Annotated in this window: 14 protein-coding genes; 10 read left to right on the top strand and 4 right to left on the bottom strand. The window is 37.5% G+C overall.

What is annotated here, in order from left to right; translation table 11 throughout:
* Positions 1–2: 2 nt before the first annotated feature.
* The gene (locus tag AABB81_RS13840) at positions 3–662 is read right to left on the bottom strand and encodes a cell division ATP-binding protein FtsE (RefSeq protein ID WP_342161150.1); all 660 of its coding nucleotides are present in this window, start codon (positions 660–662) and stop codon (positions 3–5) included.
* Positions 663–1,051: 389 nt separating this feature from the next.
* Between AABB81_RS13840 and AABB81_RS13835 the strand changes: the two genes are divergently transcribed.
* The 3 genes from AABB81_RS13835 to AABB81_RS13825 all read left to right on the top strand — a co-directional run bounded on the left by AABB81_RS13835 (position 1,052) and on the right by AABB81_RS13825 (position 7,200).
* Complete coding sequence (locus AABB81_RS13835; protein WP_342161149.1) at positions 1,052–2,308, top strand: peroxiredoxin family protein; 1,257 nt, start codon at positions 1,052–1,054, stop codon at positions 2,306–2,308.
* Positions 2,309–2,548: 240 nt separating this feature from the next.
* Positions 2,549–5,458, top strand: a complete 2,910-nt coding sequence (locus AABB81_RS13830) for a tetratricopeptide repeat protein (RefSeq protein ID WP_342161148.1) — start codon at positions 2,549–2,551, stop codon at positions 5,456–5,458.
* Between the two features lie 20 nt (positions 5,459–5,478).
* The gene (locus AABB81_RS13825) at positions 5,479–7,200 is read left to right on the top strand and encodes a TonB-dependent receptor (protein ID WP_342161147.1); all 1,722 of its coding nucleotides are present in this window, start codon (positions 5,479–5,481) and stop codon (positions 7,198–7,200) included.
* An 8-nt stretch (positions 7,201–7,208) separates the two neighbouring features.
* Here AABB81_RS13825 and rfbB read toward each other — a convergent pair whose 3' ends face one another.
* Genes rfbB through AABB81_RS13810 form a run of 3 tightly spaced genes read right to left on the bottom strand, consistent with a single transcriptional unit; the run spans position 7,209 to position 10,508 of the window.
* Entirely contained in the window at positions 7,209–8,267 is a 1,059-nt protein-coding gene (gene rfbB, locus AABB81_RS13820; protein WP_342161146.1) for a dTDP-glucose 4,6-dehydratase, read from the bottom strand.
* A gap of 35 nt (positions 8,268–8,302) precedes the next feature.
* A complete protein-coding gene (galE, locus tag AABB81_RS13815; RefSeq protein WP_342161145.1) occupies positions 8,303–9,319 on the bottom strand; it encodes a UDP-glucose 4-epimerase GalE in 1,017 nt (338 codons plus the stop codon).
* Between the two features lie 43 nt (positions 9,320–9,362).
* Positions 9,363–10,508, bottom strand: coding sequence for a DegT/DnrJ/EryC1/StrS family aminotransferase (locus tag AABB81_RS13810; RefSeq protein ID WP_342161144.1), 1,146 nt, complete (start codon positions 10,506–10,508; stop codon positions 9,363–9,365).
* Between the two features lie 94 nt (positions 10,509–10,602).
* Between AABB81_RS13810 and AABB81_RS13805 the strand changes: the two genes are divergently transcribed.
* The 7 genes from AABB81_RS13805 (at position 10,603) to moaC (ending at position 16,346) form a co-directional block, all read left to right on the top strand.
* A complete protein-coding gene (locus tag AABB81_RS13805; protein WP_342161143.1) occupies positions 10,603–11,853 on the top strand; it encodes a 3-deoxy-D-manno-octulosonic acid transferase in 1,251 nt (416 codons plus the stop codon).
* 24 nt (positions 11,854–11,877) lie between these two features.
* Positions 11,878–12,513, top strand: coding sequence for a Crp/Fnr family transcriptional regulator (locus AABB81_RS13800; protein WP_342161142.1), 636 nt, complete (start codon positions 11,878–11,880; stop codon positions 12,511–12,513).
* A 65-nt stretch (positions 12,514–12,578) separates the two neighbouring features.
* Positions 12,579–13,136, top strand: a complete 558-nt coding sequence (locus AABB81_RS13795; protein WP_342161141.1) for a YeeE/YedE family protein — start codon at positions 12,579–12,581, stop codon at positions 13,134–13,136.
* Positions 13,137–13,148: 12 nt separating this feature from the next.
* Complete coding sequence (locus AABB81_RS13790) at positions 13,149–13,562, top strand: DUF6691 family protein (protein WP_342161140.1); 414 nt, start codon at positions 13,149–13,151, stop codon at positions 13,560–13,562.
* An 87-nt stretch (positions 13,563–13,649) separates the two neighbouring features.
* Positions 13,650–14,642 (top strand): GTP 3',8-cyclase MoaA, encoded by a 993-nt coding sequence (moaA, locus tag AABB81_RS13785; RefSeq protein WP_342161139.1) that lies wholly within the window; start codon positions 13,650–13,652, stop codon positions 14,640–14,642.
* Between the two features lie 8 nt (positions 14,643–14,650).
* A complete protein-coding gene (locus AABB81_RS13780; protein WP_342161138.1) occupies positions 14,651–15,862 on the top strand; it encodes a molybdopterin molybdotransferase MoeA in 1,212 nt (403 codons plus the stop codon).
* Between the two features lie 10 nt (positions 15,863–15,872).
* The gene (moaC, locus tag AABB81_RS13775) at positions 15,873–16,346 is read left to right on the top strand and encodes a cyclic pyranopterin monophosphate synthase MoaC (RefSeq protein WP_342161137.1); all 474 of its coding nucleotides are present in this window, start codon (positions 15,873–15,875) and stop codon (positions 16,344–16,346) included.
* Positions 16,347–16,418 lie beyond the last annotated feature (72 nt).

Raw genomic sequence — 16,418 nt, 5'->3', positions numbered from 1 at the left:
GATCACACTACCTCGAAGATCTTTCCTCCTTCACATTTAATTGTTTTATGAGGAAATTTAAGGATAAGGGCATAATCGTGCGTTGCCATTAAAATGGTAATTCCTGCCTTGTTGATATCCTCAAGAACATTCATGATTTCTACAGATGTCTTAGGATCTAAATTCCCGGTAGGCTCATCAGCAAGAATAATCTCCGGGGTATTCAACAAGGCTCTTGCTATTGCAACCCGCTGTTGTTCCCCTCCCGACAGTTGATATGGCATTTTAAACCCCTTGGTTTTCATATCCACTTTTTCAAGTACTTCATTAATCTTGGCATCCATTTGATTTTTGCCTTTCCATCCCGTCGCTTTAAGCACAAACAGCAAATTGTCGGCAACGGATCTATCATTTAACAACTGAAAATCCTGAAATACAATTCCAATTTTTCGTCTTAGAAAAGGAATCTCCTTCTCTTTCAATTTTCTAAGATCAAAGCCGGCGATTGATCCCTCGCCACTCTGTAAAGGTAAATCCCCGTAGAGTGTTTTCATCAAACTACTCTTTCCGCTTCCTGTTTTTCCAATCAGGTAGTTAAATTCTCCCTTTTTAATATCAAGATTTATATCCGATAAAATGAGATTTTCCCTTTGGAATATCTTGGCGTCTTTTAATTGAAGCATTTCACTTTTATTGATCATAGAAAAACAAACTGTTCTCTGGTTTCAAAATTGTTTTTGAACTAAAGAAAGACAAACTTAATGTTTAAATTTCAAATATTAAAGTTCCTTATAATGGATTAGTTTGATTGTTTCAAAATCTGACAAATGTTTTACTTTGCAGGAAAATTAATTAAGATATGAATTTTGTCAATAGAGATCGATATTAAACACCAAAGCAAGGTTTCTAGGGCCAAGGTTAAGATAAAAGATCAAAATACATCTTTTAACAAAGATTTTAAAAATAAAATACCGTTTGGTTTGAGAGGAATTACTAATATTATCGACTCAATTAAAGATGCCCGTTAAAAGATGTACAAATCATTCATAAAGGCCAATTAAACGCAACGAAAATGCAAAAAATTAAAATTCATGCCATAAAGCATATCATAAAAAAAGGACTTATCGCTTTTTGCATGATGATGATTTTGAGTTCATGTGAAGATCCCAAACAAGAGTTAGGTTTAAAATCAGGTATGTGGAGAGGGGAAATAACGGCTCAGGGAAATAAGATCCCCTTTAACTTTGAGGTGATGAAAAATGAAGGCACGTATAAGATTCAATTGATCAATGGTTCTGAAAGGCTCGATATTGAAGGCCTCAATATCCTGGGTGATTCATTGTTTTTTGATATGCATATCTTCGACATCAGTATCAAAGCCAAAATATATAAAGACAGCCTCACCGGCTCCTATGCGAAGAATTATGCAAAAGGATATATTCTTCCATTCAAAGCATTTTATGGCAAGGAAGGACGTATTGACAATGCTAAAAGTTCAGCTATATTCGACGGAACCTGGGAAACTACTTTTACTGACAAAGACGGGGGAAAAAATTCTGCAATAGGCATATTCAAATCAGAAGGAAACACTTTAAGGGGTACTTTTTTGAGTAAAACAGGAGACTATCGTTACTTAGACGGATACACCGTGAAAGACACCATGTACCTGTATACTTTCGACGGTAATCATATCTATAAATTCAGAGCCGTTAAAGAAAATGATTCGATTTTAAAAGGAGAATACTGGTCTGGCAAAACAAGTTATAAAACCTTTGTTTCAGTAAAGAATGATACTGCCAGTTTACCCGATGCGAATAGCCTGACCTATCTTAAGGAAGGCTTTGAAACTATTGAATTTTCTTTTCCAGACCTCAATGGACAAATGACTTCTCTTGATGATGAAAAATACAAAGATAAAATTGTCATTCTTCAAATATTCGGCACCTGGTGCCCAAACTGTATGGATGAAACAAGGTTTTTGTCAGAATGGTATAATAAAAATAAATCAAAAGGAGTTGAAATCATAGGACTGGCATATGAAATTAAACCCGATTTTGAGTATGCCCGTGACAGAGTTTTAACAATGAAACAAAAATTAAATGTTCCGTATGATTTTCTTATTGCTGGAACCTCTTCAACAAAATCCGCTTCAGAATCCTTGCCAATGTTGAATAAAGTCATCTCGTTTCCTACCTCTATTATCATTGACAGACAGGGCAAAGTAAGAAGAATTCACACAGGGTTTTCTGGCCCGGCTACGGGGGTTTACTACGAAGAATTCGTCGACGATTTTAATCAATTCATGAAAGAACTCATTGAAGAATCTTAGACAATTTTATTAAATTGAAGCAACTTTTCAACAATCTGTTTAACTAATCAACAATTTTACAATTTATTGGCTTTTTGACGTTAGCTAAATAATGTAAGTACTATTTTTGATTTTTATAAGGGATTCCACGCAATGAAGTTATTCAACGTATTATTTTTTTTCACGCTCTTTTCGATTTTTCAAGGTTTTGCCCAGAAATCAGCTATATACAGCCATGATCTCGTAGATTATAACCACGCCATGCAATTGTATTCAAACAGAGATTATGTTGCCTCTCAAGTGATCTTTAAAAAAATTAAAAACACTTTTGACGGAGCCTCTGAATTAAAAGCCAGATCCTACTATTACGAAGCATTTTGCGCCATTCGGTTAAAGCAAAAGGACGCAGACGAATTGATGAATGCTTTTTTCGAAAAGTTTCCGACGAGTACAAAAAGAAATTCTGCTTTTCTCGAGGTCGGTGATTACTATTTTAAAAATCGAAGTTATGCCTATGCATTGAAATGGTTCAACAAGGTGAATGAAAGCCATCTTACCCTTTACAGTCAAGAAGAATTTTCTTTTAAAAAAGCTTATGCCCTATTCGCAGTAGGAAGCTTTGCCAATTCCCGGAAATATTTCTCACAATTGTTGAATTCAGAAAAATACGGGGCACAGGCAAAGTATTATTACGGATACATGGCCTATCAGGACGATGATTATACTGAAGCTGACAAGTATTTGAATCAGATAGCAGATGACAAAAGTTTTAATGATGATATTCCATATTATATGGCCAATATTAAATTTAAAACCGGAAAATTTCAAGAAGCAATTGACGCTGCGTCTCCCTTGCTGGAAAAATCAAATGGCATCCAAAAATCTGAGCTTTCCAAAATTATAGGGGAGAGTTATTTCAATTTAAATGACTTTGAAAAGGCAGTGCCGTTTCTTTTAGGCTATGAAGGCAAAAAAGGCAAATGGAACAATACTGACTATTACCTTTTAGGCTATGCCTATTATCAGCAGAAAGATTATGAGGAGGCTCTCATTTGGTTTACTAAAATCATTGATGGAAACAATGCCGTTTCACAAAATGCTTATTATCATTTGGCTGAATGTTATCTTAAAAGTGAAAAAAAGCAGGAGGCATTAAATGCATTTAGAAATGCCAAACAAATGGATTTTAATGCCGAAATTAAAAAAGATGCCTGGTTAAATTATGCTAAATTGAGTTATGAGATTGGCAACCCTTATAAAAGTGTGGCTGAGGTCATCCAGGAGTATTTGGCGGCTTATCCCGAAGATTTGGATCAAACTGAAATAAAAGAATACCTCGTTAGTGCCTATTTAAAGGCCAATGATTACCAGGGGGCACTTGAATATCTTAAAAATGCCAACGCCAAGGACAATGATACCTATCATAAGGTTGCATTTTTGTACGGGGTACAACTCTTTAAGCAACAGGAGTATAAAAATGCAATTGAAAATTTTAACCTTTCCATAGAAACCTCCACCAATACAGTTTATCACGTAAGGTCATTATTTTGGAAGGCTGAGTCATTATACAGATTAAAGAACTATGAGGAAGCTCTGAGCATTTTTCAGGCTTTCAATTCAATGGCTGAAGCTAAGGAGTCACAAGAATATGAGATCATCCTCTATCATTTGGCCTACACCTTTTTTCAATTGAAAGATTACAACCAGGCTGGTGGTCATTTTAATGAATATATCGAACTTGGAAATGATCAAAATCTCATCAATGACAGTTATCTCAGGCTTGGTGACTGTTTTTTTGCGCTTAGCAGTTACTTTAAAGCTATTCCTGCTTATAAAAAAGTTATAGAAAATAATGAAACGGATGTAGACTATGCTCAGCTTCAAATTGCCTTTTGTTACGGTTATATGGGAGAAACTGAAAAAAAGGTAAGTACACTGCTCGAATTCACAGAATTGAATCTAAAATCCACCTTAAGAGATGATGCCTTCTATGAATTGGGTAATTCATATGTGAAATTGAACAAAGTGGATGAGGCAATGGATGCTTATAATGAAGTTGTTACTAATTACAGAATGAGTTCTTTAGTGTCAAAGTCATTGCTGAAGCAAGGGCTTGTCTATTTCAATGCTGACCAAAATGACGCGGCTTTAAATAAATACAAAACTGTGGTTAACTCTTATCCCGGAACCGAGGAGGCAAAAGAAGCCATAGCGAATGCCAAACAGATTTATGTACAACAAGGTCGTGTGGATGAATATGAGCGTTTTATTCAAAATTTGGATTTTGTTAATGTAACCGATGAAGAAATCGAGGGTGCGATGTTTTCATCAGCCGAACAATTCTATTTGACCAATAACCTTGACAAATCAATTGAGTCGCTTAAAAAATATCTTGAGCGTTTCCCTTTGGGAGCCAATGCACTATCAGCCAATTTCTTCCTTGCAGATGCCTATAAAAGATCTGATCAACTTGAAAAAGCGATCCCCTATTACCAATTCATCCTCGACAAAGACAAAAACCAGTTCACGGAAAGGTCACTCGTCAACGTGGCATATTTTTACCTTGATCAGGAAAACTGGGAACAGGCAGTTCTGCTGCTTTCAAGATTGGAAAAAGAGGCTGAAACCGACCAGAATATCATTTTTGCCCAAAGCAACCTTATGAAAGGAAACTACGCTTTAAAAAACTTCGAGGTAGCAGTGCAATATGCTGAAATGGTCATGAAACATCCAAAATTAGAACCTAAAATTATATCAGATGCGCAGATCATTATTGCGAGATCTGCCTTTGAAACAGGTGATTTTTTAAAGGCTCAGGACGCTTTTAAAGTGGTTGAAGAAACGGCAACCGGTGAGTTGAAAGCAGAGGCTGTCTATTATGATGCTTTTTTCAAAAATGAAGAAGGCAATTATAAATTATCAAATGTTTCAGTTCAGAAACTGGCTTCAGAATTATCTCCCTACAGGTATTGGGTAGGTAAAGGGTTGGTAATCATGGCGAAGAACTTTTATGAACTTGAAGATGCCTATCAGGCCACATATATACTTGAGAGTGTGATACAGAAATTTTCTGACTTTGAAGACCTTGTGCAGGAGGCAAGAACAGAATTGAACCGAATAAAGACCCTGGAATCAAAAACCAATTCGTCTGTTATAATTGAAAAAGAATAAGTAAAATCGGAATCAAACAAATGACTAAATACATCTTAATTCTTATCTTTTTAATGATCAGTGGCTCGGTTTTTTCTCAAAAAAAGAAAAAAGAAAGGATCACCACCGAAGAAATCAATGTGGTTAAGCCTTTTTCACCAACTGTTTCTGAAGCGTTTAAGATCAACGCTGAGCCGCAAATCGACAGCATCGATCTTGGAGAGAAAAAGGAGATCTCTTATACGATCAATTCGATCCCTGTGGCATCTACCTTTACCCCTGCAAAAGGCAAGGCAAAGACCCTTAGCAGAGAGCCAAAAGAGAGATTCTATAATAACTATGTCTCCCTGGGATACGGAAATTATAAAACCCCGATTATAGAAATTTTTGCACATGGTAATTCCTCCAATTACAATGATTTCGGAGGTTTTTTTAACTATCATTCTTCAGGAGGTGGTATTGATGGAATTGTATTAAACGATGATTTCAAAGATTTGAATGTTGATCTTTATTACAAGCAATCTGAACGGACATTTGACTGGAAAGTTGAAGGGGAGCTTAAGTATCTTTCCAACAACTGGTATGGCTTGTCTGAAGACATTGCTTATTCTGAAACCGTGATCAATTCCATTGAAGAAAGACAGTCTTATACAGACCTTTCATTGGGTGGTGAAATAGAATTCTTTGATGCATTGATCCATAAAGGAGATGTTTCGATCAGCAGGTTTTCCGATAAATACAAAAGCGGTGAAAATCATCTTCAACTCAATTCTGTGATCGATTTCCCTATAGGGCAAGAGTTAATGTATTCTGAAATCAGTCTTGAACTGTTAAACGGAAAATTCGAAAATGATTTTTTCCAGACTCAGAAATTGAAATATACATATTTCAACATCGGGTTTAGTCCGAACTTTGAGGTTTTACGAGATAATTTAACGCTAAACGCAGGTGCTAAATTTTACTACAGCATCACCAATAATTTTGAAGGGAGTAAATTTTATATCTATCCAAATGTCACAGCTTCATATAACATAAGTGAGGAAGCCTTGATCGCTTATGCCGGCGTAATTGGGGATCTTCAGCAAAACAGTTATAAAAATTTCGTTGATAAAAATCCTTTTGTGTCACCGACCTTATACATTCAAAGGACCAACCAACAGTATAACGCTTATGCAGGAATAAAAGGCCTTTTGAATTCAAAAGTCCGTTTCAATTTAAAAGCAGCCTATATCAATGAAAAAGACAAACCACTGTACAAATTAAACCCGTCGCTTACCGATGGAAGTGTTGAGCTCGATAAGGGATATGAGGCAGCAAATTCCTTTCAGGTAGTTTATGATGATGTGAATACTATTTATTTCAACGGTGAAATAATTTTCGACCTTTTCAAAGAATTCAAGTTTGGGGGCAATCTTGATTTTAATTCCTACAGCCTTAAAAATGAGGATCAGGCCTGGAACTTACCACTTCTGAAAGCAACTCTGCTGGCAAAATATACCAGAAAAAAATGGAGTGCCGGAGCTGATTTATTCTTTTCAACAGACAGAAAGGATGAATTGTCTATCATTCCAGACACGAATACTCGAATCACCAATGCAGCTTACTTTGATATCAATCTCAATGGAGTTTATACGATTGATGATAAATTCGATGTTTTTATCAATGTCAATAACCTGTTAGGAACCAACTACCAGGTCTATACCAATTATAAGGTGCAGGGCCTTCAATTTTTCGGTGGCGTAAAATACAAATTCGATTTTTAGGTATCGCCTTAATGGTACATTTTCTTGTAGTAGTCCTGATAAGCACCTGAAGTAACATGCTCTAACCATTCATCATTGGTTAAATACCAATCGACTGTTCTTTCAAGGCCCTCCTCAAAAGTCACGCTTGGTTTCCAACCCAGTTCCCGATTCAGCTTTCCTGCATCAATCGCATAGCGCCTGTCATGTCCGGCCCGATCCTTAACATAGGTAATCAATTGTTCTGAACTCCCATTGGGGCGGCCTAACTTTTGGTCCATTAATTTGCACAACAGCTTGATGAGATTCAAATTCGTCCATTCATTAAAGCCTCCAATATTATAGGTTTCTAATGTTTTACCTTTGTGAAAAATCTCGTCAATGGCTATGGCGTGATCTTCTACGTAAAGCCAATCCCGCGTATAGTTGCCATCGCCGTAAACGGGCAGCGGTTTAGATTGTTTTATATTATTGATAAACAGGGGTATCAATTTTTCAGGAAACTGATTGGCCCCGTAATTATTTGAGCAATTACTTATTACAAAAGGCAAGCCATAGGTATTACCATATGCTCTAACTATATGATCCGAAGCGGCTTTTGAAGAGGCATAAGGTGATTGGGGGTCGTAAGGAGTGGTTTCCTTAAAAAGTCCTGTTTTACCTAAAGAACCGTAAACCTCATCTGTAGAAACGTGGTAGAATAATTTTCCGTCGAAAAAACCGGCATGAATTTCTTTAAATGCGTTGAGCAGGTTAGCCGTGCCCAAAACATTGGTTTCAATAAAGTCATTCGGATTGGTAATTGATCTATCCACATGGCTTTCAGCTGCCAGATGTATAACGGCATCAAACCTGTATTCTTTGAACAGATTATTTAAAAACTCCGCATCCTTGATATCTCCTTTGATAAACTTATAGTTAGAACTGCCCTCCAGATCACTAACATTTTCAAGGTTGCCGGCATAAGTCAGGGCATCTAGGTTGTATACCTTATAATCAGGATACTTGGTTACAAAAAGTCGCGCAACATGAGACCCTATAAAACCAGCACCTCCGGTAATGAGAATTTTTTTACTCGAATCTGTCATATTATTAAACTATTTAAAATCAATATTGTCAATGATTATTTTTGTTTTAGCTGCCATTGCCATGCAGATGCCAAAGCTTCTTCCAGGCTCAATAAAGCTTTCCAGCCAAGCTCCTTGTTGGCCAGCTCGGTATTGGCGTATGCAGCTGTAATATCACCTTCCCTCCGGTCGACAATCTTGTATTTTACCTCCTTGTGATTTGCCTTCTGAAATGCATTGATTACTTCAAGAACCGAACTTCCCTTTCCGGTCCCCACATTGAAATATTCCATCTTAGACTTGTTCTTCCCTTTCAACAATCTTTGTAAAGCACTTATATGGGCCTTTGCCAGATCCACTACGTGAATATAATCTCTAACTGCAGTCCCGTCCGAAGTCGGATAGTCGTCTCCAAATACTGATAACTCCTCTCTTATACCGGCCGCCGTCTGGGTTACAAAGGGTATTAGATTCTGAGGAACACCCAGGGGAAGCTCTCCAATAAGTGCGCTTTCATGGGCGCCAATAGGATTAAAATACCTAAGAGCTATAGCGGTAAGATTTCCTGCCTTCGTTACATCCTGAATGATTTCCTCTCCAATTTGCTTGGTATTTCCATACGGGGATTCTGCTTTTTTTATCGGGGCATCTTCCGTGATAGGCAACTCATCGGCTTGCCCGTAAACCGTACAGGAAGAACTAAATATTAGGTGAGGTACATTATTCTTGGCCATGCTCTTTAAGAGGTATATCAAAGTCGATATATTATTCTCATAATACTTCAGGGGTTGTTCTACGCTTTCACCTACGGCCTTAGAGGCAGCAAAATGAATTACCCCGTCAATCTTATGTTCTTCAAAAAAAGCGGCAACCTGTTCCTTCTCCTTAAGATCCAACTTTACAAATTCCGGGCGAATTTTGCTAATCTCATAAATTCCATCTAAAACCTCTAATCTCGTATTCGAAAGGTCATCTATAATAATCACTTCAAACCCTTCCTTTTGCAGTTCAACCACAGTATGCGAACCTATAAATCCTAAACCTCCGGTAACAAGTATTTTATTTTTCTTCATATCAATTCTTTCGTACTGTCTGTTAGACCTTGGCTATAGGTTTTCAAACAAAATCCATTACGGTTTTAATGATCAGGTCCTGCTGCTCTTTATCCAATTCTGTGTGCATTGGAAGTGAAATAACTGTTTCTGCCAATGCATTGGTCACTTTAAAATCTTCTTCCTTATAACGATCATCCAGATAAGCCTTTTGTTTGTGTAAAGGAACAGGATAATAAACAGCGTTCGGAATATCCAGGTCCATCAAATGCTGATGAAGGGCATCCCTCTTCCCGTTGGTTATTTTTAAGGTATACTGATGAAAAACATGACAATTACAGGTGTCACATATGTCACCACACTTTTCAGTTACCGGAGTTATGATATTAGGATTGTCTCTGAAACCATTATTGTAATACCTCGCAGCCATTCTTCTTGAGGAACAATAGTCATTCAGATGTGGAAGCTTTAATCTTAATACTGCGGCCTGCAAACTATCCAATCGTGAGTTCACACCCACAACATCGTGATAATATCTTGTATACATCCCATGGTTCACAATTCCCCTGATGACATGGGCCAGATCATCATCATTGGTAAAAATAGCACCGCCATCTCCATAACATCCTAAATTTTTAGAAGGGAAAAAAGATGTAGTACCCAAGGTGCCTATGGTTCCTGCCTTTTTAGTTGATCCGTCAGCAAATGTATAATCAGCACCAATAGCCTGAGCATTATCTTCAATAATATATAAATTATGTTCTTCCGCAATTTTAAGAATTCCTTCCATATTGGCACACTGTCCGAATAAATGTACCGGCACTATGGCTTTTGTCTTTGGGGTAATTGCTTTTTTAACGGACTCAAGGTCAATATTGAAGGTTTTTGGATCAACGTCAACCAAAACGGGTGTCAATTTAAGTAAGGCGATAACCTCAACCGTGGCAGCAAAAGTAAAATCTGCAGTGATTACTTCGTCTCCTTGTTCCAAACCCAGACCCATCATGGCAATCTGCAGGGCATCTGTCCCGTTTGCGCATGGAATAACATGTTTGACCTCTAAATATTCCTCCAGGTCAGATTGAAATTTTTTGACTTCAGGCCCATTAATAAAAGCTGCCGAAGCGACCACCTCATTCATGGCCTGATCGATTTCCGATTGGATTTTCTTATATTGACCCTGCAAGTCAACCATTTGGATTTTCTTCATTTTGGTTCTTTTTAATTTCTATTTCACCTTTTAGCCCGACAAAAATACAAATATTTTGCGCGCTCTTACTCTAAATTTTTAATTTAGCTGACAAATGAAATACTTGTATAATTTTGCCATTTCCCTTCTGGGAATACTACTTAACATACTGGCGGTTTTTGATAAGAAGTTATCCCTTTTCGTAAATGGAAGGAAGCAAACTTTTCCAAGATTGACCTCAGCCATCAAGCCTGATGACAAAACCATATGGATACATTGCGCCTCCTTAGGTGAATTTGAACAGGGCAGGCCACTTATCGAAAAATTACGTCTTATAAGACCGGGATATAAAATAGTGCTTTCATTTTATTCTCCTTCCGGTTTTGAGATTAGAAAAAATTATAAAAATGCAGATGTCGTTGTCTATCTGCCCATAGATACTCCTTCAAACGCAAGAAAATTTATCGAACAGGTTCATCCAGAACTCGCCATTTTTGTAAAATATGAATTTTGGCCCAACATACTGGGTGTATTGAAAGATCATTCCATCGAAACAATACTGGTTTCAGGTATTTTCAGGTCGGACCAACTTTTTTTTAAGCCCTATGGTGGCTGGATGAGAAAATCCCTGGCTTCTTTCTCTCACTTTTTTGTTCAAAATCAAAATTCGAAGGCCCTCTTGGAATCCATTGGCATCAACAATGCATCGGTTAGCGGGGATACCCGTTTTGACAGAGTTGCACAAATTCTCGAACAAAACAATAAACTCGATTTTCTCGATCAGTTTGTCAACAAAAATAAAACGATACTGGTTGCCGGAAGTACCTGGGAAAAAGACGAATCGCATTTGGTGAATTTCATCAATCAAAACCCCGATAATGACGTGCAGTATATCATAGCTCCGCACAACATAATCCCCAGGGAAATCCAGAAGCTCAAAAAAGCGCTTAATTGTAAAACCTCTCTATACTCTGACGGCCATTTTGATAAGGATGCCAAAGTGTTAATAGTAGATACTATTGGTATTTTGACTAAAATCTACAGTTATGCTGACCTCGCTTATATAGGTGGGGGATTTGATAAGGATGGAGTTCACAATGTGCTAGAACCGGCAGTTTTCGGAATCCCATTGGTCATAGGCCCGGTTTACGAAAAATTTGAGGAAGCCAAGGATTTAGTCAAACTTGGAGGCTGTCTGGTAGCTCATCACCAAGAGCAGTTAGATAACTATTTTAAGCAACTGATCCATGAAGGGAATTACAGGCAAAAACTTGGAAATATCACAAAAGCCTATATTCATAAGAACCAAGGTGCCACTGAAATTATTTTGGATTATATTAAGCAACAACTTCCAGATAATTCTTAAATTGTAGCCTTAATAATTATAGAGATGATAAGAGAAAAACTGGAAGAATATTACAGTGTTGTTTTCGAGAAAGAATTGCTTGATGAAATTGCCGAAGTCGGCACGTACAAAAAAGTTCGGGAAAACGAATTGTTGCTAGATATTGGAGATACGTTTCATCATATACCACTTATCTTGACCGGAGCAATTAAAATAAGTCGTGAAACCAAAAAAGGAGATGAAATCGTCCTTTATTTTTTAGAAAGAGGTGATACCTGTACCATTACTTTTGGCAGTGGTATTCAAAGTAATAAAAGCAAGGTAAGGGGAATTGCAGAAAAAGATTCTGAACTCATTTTTATTCCGGTGGAAAAACTCGAGGAATGGATGATAAAGTATGCGTCCTGGAGAAGTTTTGTAATCGACAGCTATGATTTACGTCTTAATGAGATGCTGGAAGCTATAGATACCCTCGCTTTCCTCAAAATGGATGAGAGGTTGTACAAGTACCTTGTTGACAAGGTTCAGATTATGAGGAGTACTGAATTGCATACCACGCATCAGGAAATCGCCATAGACCTCAACACCTCTCGTGTGGTTATTTCCCGTTTGTTGAAACAGCTTGAAAACGAAGGAAGGATCAAATTGTTTAGAAACAAGATTGAAATATTGGATTTTTGATGTGTAACAAATGTTACCTGACTCGGCAGTTAATAATTTATTTTTACCATTAAAGCAGAAAGAATATGGATTTTTTATTACAACCATGGGCATGGTATGTCGCGGGGCCTATCATAGCGCTTTGTATGTTCCTCATGTTTTTCTTCGGAAAGAAATTTGGGGTTTCATCTAATCTCGAAACCGTTTGTGCCATGGGTGGTGCAGGAAAGTTTGTTGATTTTTTTAAGTTTGATTGGAGGAAAAACAAATGGAATCTTGTTTTTGTCATCGGTTTAATTGTTGGAGGGTTTATTGCAGATCAATGGTTAACACCAGATGAAACTGTTGCAATCAGTGCTAAAACTGTTAAAGACCTGGCAGAAATAGGTATTCAGGATGCCGGAAAGACTTATCTGCCGGATGAAATTTTCAGTATTGAGGCCATGCTCTCAGTCAAGGGTTTTTTAATTTTGATCGTTGCCGGAATTTTGGTTGGTTTTGGTTCGAGATACGCCGGAGGTTGCACTTCAGGCCATGGTATTGTAGGATTAAGCAGTTTATCCATAGAATCTTTTATAGCCGTTGGTGGGTTCTTTATTGGAGGACTGATCATGACCTGGCTGATTTTACCTTATATTTTCTAAACAAAACTAAAGATGAAATATATCAAATATTTGCTGGTGGGTATTTTATTCGGAATTACATTAAGTAAAGCTGAAGTGATCTCCTGGTTCAGAATCTATGAAATGTTTAAATTACAGTCATTTCATATGTATGGAGTTATAGGATCTGCTGTCGCAATCGGGGTGGTTTTAATGTACTTGTTCAAAAATGAAACGATTAAAAATTTATGGGGCCAACCTATTGTTGTAGAGCCTAAGAAAAAAGGTATTCCCAGAAATTTGATTGGTGGAATCATATTTGGCCTTGGCTGGGCCCTCGGAGGGTCTTGCCCCGGACCAATGTACATCCTGTTAGGAAAAGGCGTGGTTTCAATACTTGTTGTTCTTTTTGGAGCGCATCTTGGTGCTTTCCTATATCATGCAGTAAAACATAAACTTCCTCATTAATTCAGGGCCTGATCCACTTAACTCCTTAATCCAATCACATACTAAGGGTATTTTCATAAATTTACCCTTCAATTTTTATCGCATTCCATGAATCAACTATTAGATAAATACGGACGCAAAATCACTTATCTTCGCTTAGCGGTAACTGACAGGTGCAATTTACGCTGCCAGTATTGCATGCCTGCGCATGGAATAAACATTGTTGACAGAAAGGAATTGCTGACCTATAAAGAAATGTACAGAATTACAAGGGTCTTAAGCGAACTGGGGGTTGACAAGGTGAGATTGACCGGAGGTGAACCTTTCGTAAGGAAGGATTTCGTTAATTTTCTGGAATCCCTTTCGTTCAATAAAAATCTGAAAGAAATAAATATTACCACAAACGGGGCATTGATCTCCAACCATATTGCAAGTCTTGAAAAAATGAAGATCAATGCTGTAAATCTCAGTATTGACAGCCTTGACAAACAGCGGTTTTTTGAGATCACAAGAAGGGATGTTTTTCCAAAAGTCATGCAAACGTATCAGGATTTGATCAAAAGTAATTTGACTTTAAAACTAAATGTGGTCATCCAATCAGGCATCAATACAGATGAAATCATTGATTTTATAGAATTGACAAAAGGCGATGACGTATCAGTCAGGTTCATAGAAGAAATGCCTTTTAATGGCAAAGGCCAGCGAGAAGTTAAAGAAGTTTGGAACTACAATAAGATTCTGGAAAAAATTAAGGCCCATTATCAGGAGGTGGAATACCTGACTGCAAAAAAGTCGTCAACTTCAAAGAACTTTAAAGTTAAAGATTATAAAGGCTCCTTTGGAATCATTCCGGCATTTACAAGAACTATTTGCAGCGATTGTAATCGAATCAGGATAACGGCTACGGGATTGTTTAAAAATTGTTTGTTCGACGATGGCGTATTCAATATCAAAGATTTTATTAGAAAAGGAGCAAGTGATGATGATTTAAAACAATTATTTATCGCAACCGTACAGCAGAAACCAATCAATGGATTCGTTGCCGAAGCAAACAGAAAATCAAATAAAGTGTCAGAAAGTATGTCCACTATTGGTGGCTAATGAATTTTATGAACGATAAAGGAACATTAATCAGTGTAGAAGATGCCTTGGATATCGTCCTGGGAGAAACCCGTAAATTTGGTATTGAAGAGATTGATTTTAAATTGTCTGACGGAAGAATTTTGAAGGAAGAGATAAAAGCCGATCGCGAAATGCCCCCTTTTGACCGTGTTAGTATGGATGGCATTGCACTGAAATCGACCGTTTTTAAATCGGGAAAACGACACTTTAAAATCGAAAATATTCAGGCGGCCGGAAGTAAACAATTGACCCTTGCTCATGATGAAAATTGCCTTGAGGCCATGACAGGCGCAATGCTTCCCTTAGGTACTGATGCAGTTGTTCCATACGAACAGGTCAGCATAGTGAGTGGAATCGCACATGTCGAAGTGGAAGATATAAGCCATTTTCAAAATGTTCATAAAAAGGGTCTTGATCGCCAAAAAAATGAAGTTCTTATAGCCAAAAACACAAAAATTTCCCCTGCGGAAATCGGTGTGTTGGCTACCGTTGGAAAAGCAGTGGTTAAAGTAGCCGTATTGCCTAAAGTCGCAATTATTTCAACCGGTGATGAACTCGTGGATGTTGACCAGATCCCTGCTCCTTTTCAGATCAGGAAAAGCAATGTTCACACCCTTGATTCTCTTTTAAAAAGGTTTAAACTTAACGCAGATATATTTCATATCAGTGACGATAAAGAACAGCTCAGAAAGAAGATCAGTTCTCTTCTTAAAGCATATGATGTCCTGATGTTCAGTGGAGCCGTGAGTAAAGGTAAATTTGACTATTTGCCTGAAATACTAGATGAATTGGATGTACAAAAGCTTTTTCACAAAGTGCGCCAAAGACCCGGAAAACCTTTCTGGTTTGGAAAAAAAGATGAGACAACCTTTTTTGCCTATCCCGGTAATCCGGTGTCTACTTTTGTAAGTTGTCTCAAGTATTTTGTGCCATGGCTTGCTAAAAGCCTTGAAACGGATTTACAGCATGAAAGTTTTGCCATATTGGCTGAAGATTTTCCTTTTCTGCCTGAACTGACCTATTTCTTACAAGTTAAAATCGTCAATACAGAAGGTAAACTTATGGCCTTTCCGAAAGCCGGAAACGGCTCTGGAGACCTTGCAAATTTAAGTCGGAACGATGGGTTTTTAGAATTACCATCACATAGAACAGAATTTAAAAAAGGAGAGGTTTTCCCATTAATTCAATACAGATATTAAACCCTTTGATTTGAACAAATTTTCACATATCGATAAGGATAACAAGCCCAAAATGGTGAATGTTATTGACAAAAAAATCACCAAAAGGCGTGCTTTGGCTCAGGCGGAAATGTTTTTAGGCAGAGAGGTTGTCAAGCTGTTGGATGGCTCTGAGATCCATACTAAAAAAGGCCCCGTTTTTCAAACAGCAATCATAGCCGGCGTGCAGGCAGTCAAAAAAACTTCTGAATTAATCCCCATGTGCCACCCGCTGCCACTTGACGGAATAGACATCGATATCAAAATTATGAACGAAGAATACATCAATATTCTGTGTAGCGTGGAAATGGAAGGGAAAACCGGAGTTGAAATGGAGGCATTAACCGGTGCAAGTGTAGCAGCTTTAACCGTTTATGATATGTGTAAAGCTATCTCTCAGGATATGATCATCAAGGAAATTTGTGTTATCGAAAAAACAGGTGGAAAGAGCGATATAAAGAAATAAGGTTTTATACTTTTTTATTTAAACCCTTCGTCAAGATGATACTACCTTGTAATCATCATCACCAAAACGCAA

The sequence above is a fragment of the Lutimonas vermicola genome, assembly GCF_038433205.1.
GTDB classification, from domain to species: Bacteria; Bacteroidota; Bacteroidia; order Flavobacteriales; family Flavobacteriaceae; genus Lutimonas; species Lutimonas vermicola.
Note: the sequence above shows the minus strand (reverse complement) of the source record. Positions and strands in the feature narration are given on the sequence as shown.

Excerpts from the sequence above, each read along its gene's own strand:
- AABB81_RS13790 (WP_342161140.1), top strand. The coding sequence starts at position 13,149 with ATGAAATATATCAAATATTTGCTGGTGGGTATTTTATTCGGAATTACA.
- AABB81_RS13780 (WP_342161138.1), top strand. The coding sequence starts at position 14,651 with ATGAACGATAAAGGAACATTAATCAGTGTAGAAGATGCCTTGGATATC.
- AABB81_RS13795 (WP_342161141.1), top strand. The coding sequence starts at position 12,579 with ATGGATTTTTTATTACAACCATGGGCATGGTATGTCGCGGGGCCTATC.
- moaA (WP_342161139.1), top strand. The coding sequence starts at position 13,650 with ATGAATCAACTATTAGATAAATACGGACGCAAAATCACTTATCTTCGC.
- AABB81_RS13830 (WP_342161148.1), top strand. The coding sequence starts at position 2,549 with ATGCAATTGTATTCAAACAGAGATTATGTTGCCTCTCAAGTGATCTTT.
- AABB81_RS13825 (WP_342161147.1), top strand. The coding sequence starts at position 5,479 with ATGACTAAATACATCTTAATTCTTATCTTTTTAATGATCAGTGGCTCG.
- rfbB (WP_342161146.1), bottom strand. The coding sequence starts at position 8,267 with ATGACAGATTCGAGTAAAAAAATTCTCATTACCGGAGGTGCTGGTTTT.
- galE (WP_342161145.1), bottom strand. The coding sequence starts at position 9,319 with ATGAAGAAAAATAAAATACTTGTTACCGGAGGTTTAGGATTTATAGGT.
- AABB81_RS13840 (WP_342161150.1), bottom strand. The coding sequence starts at position 662 with ATGCTTCAATTAAAAGACGCCAAGATATTCCAAAGGGAAAATCTCATT.
- AABB81_RS13805 (WP_342161143.1), top strand. The coding sequence starts at position 10,603 with ATGAAATACTTGTATAATTTTGCCATTTCCCTTCTGGGAATACTACTT.
- AABB81_RS13835 (WP_342161149.1), top strand. The coding sequence starts at position 1,052 with ATGCAAAAAATTAAAATTCATGCCATAAAGCATATCATAAAAAAAGGA.
- AABB81_RS13810 (WP_342161144.1), bottom strand. The coding sequence starts at position 10,508 with ATGAAGAAAATCCAAATGGTTGACTTGCAGGGTCAATATAAGAAAATC.
- AABB81_RS13800 (WP_342161142.1), top strand. The coding sequence starts at position 11,878 with ATGATAAGAGAAAAACTGGAAGAATATTACAGTGTTGTTTTCGAGAAA.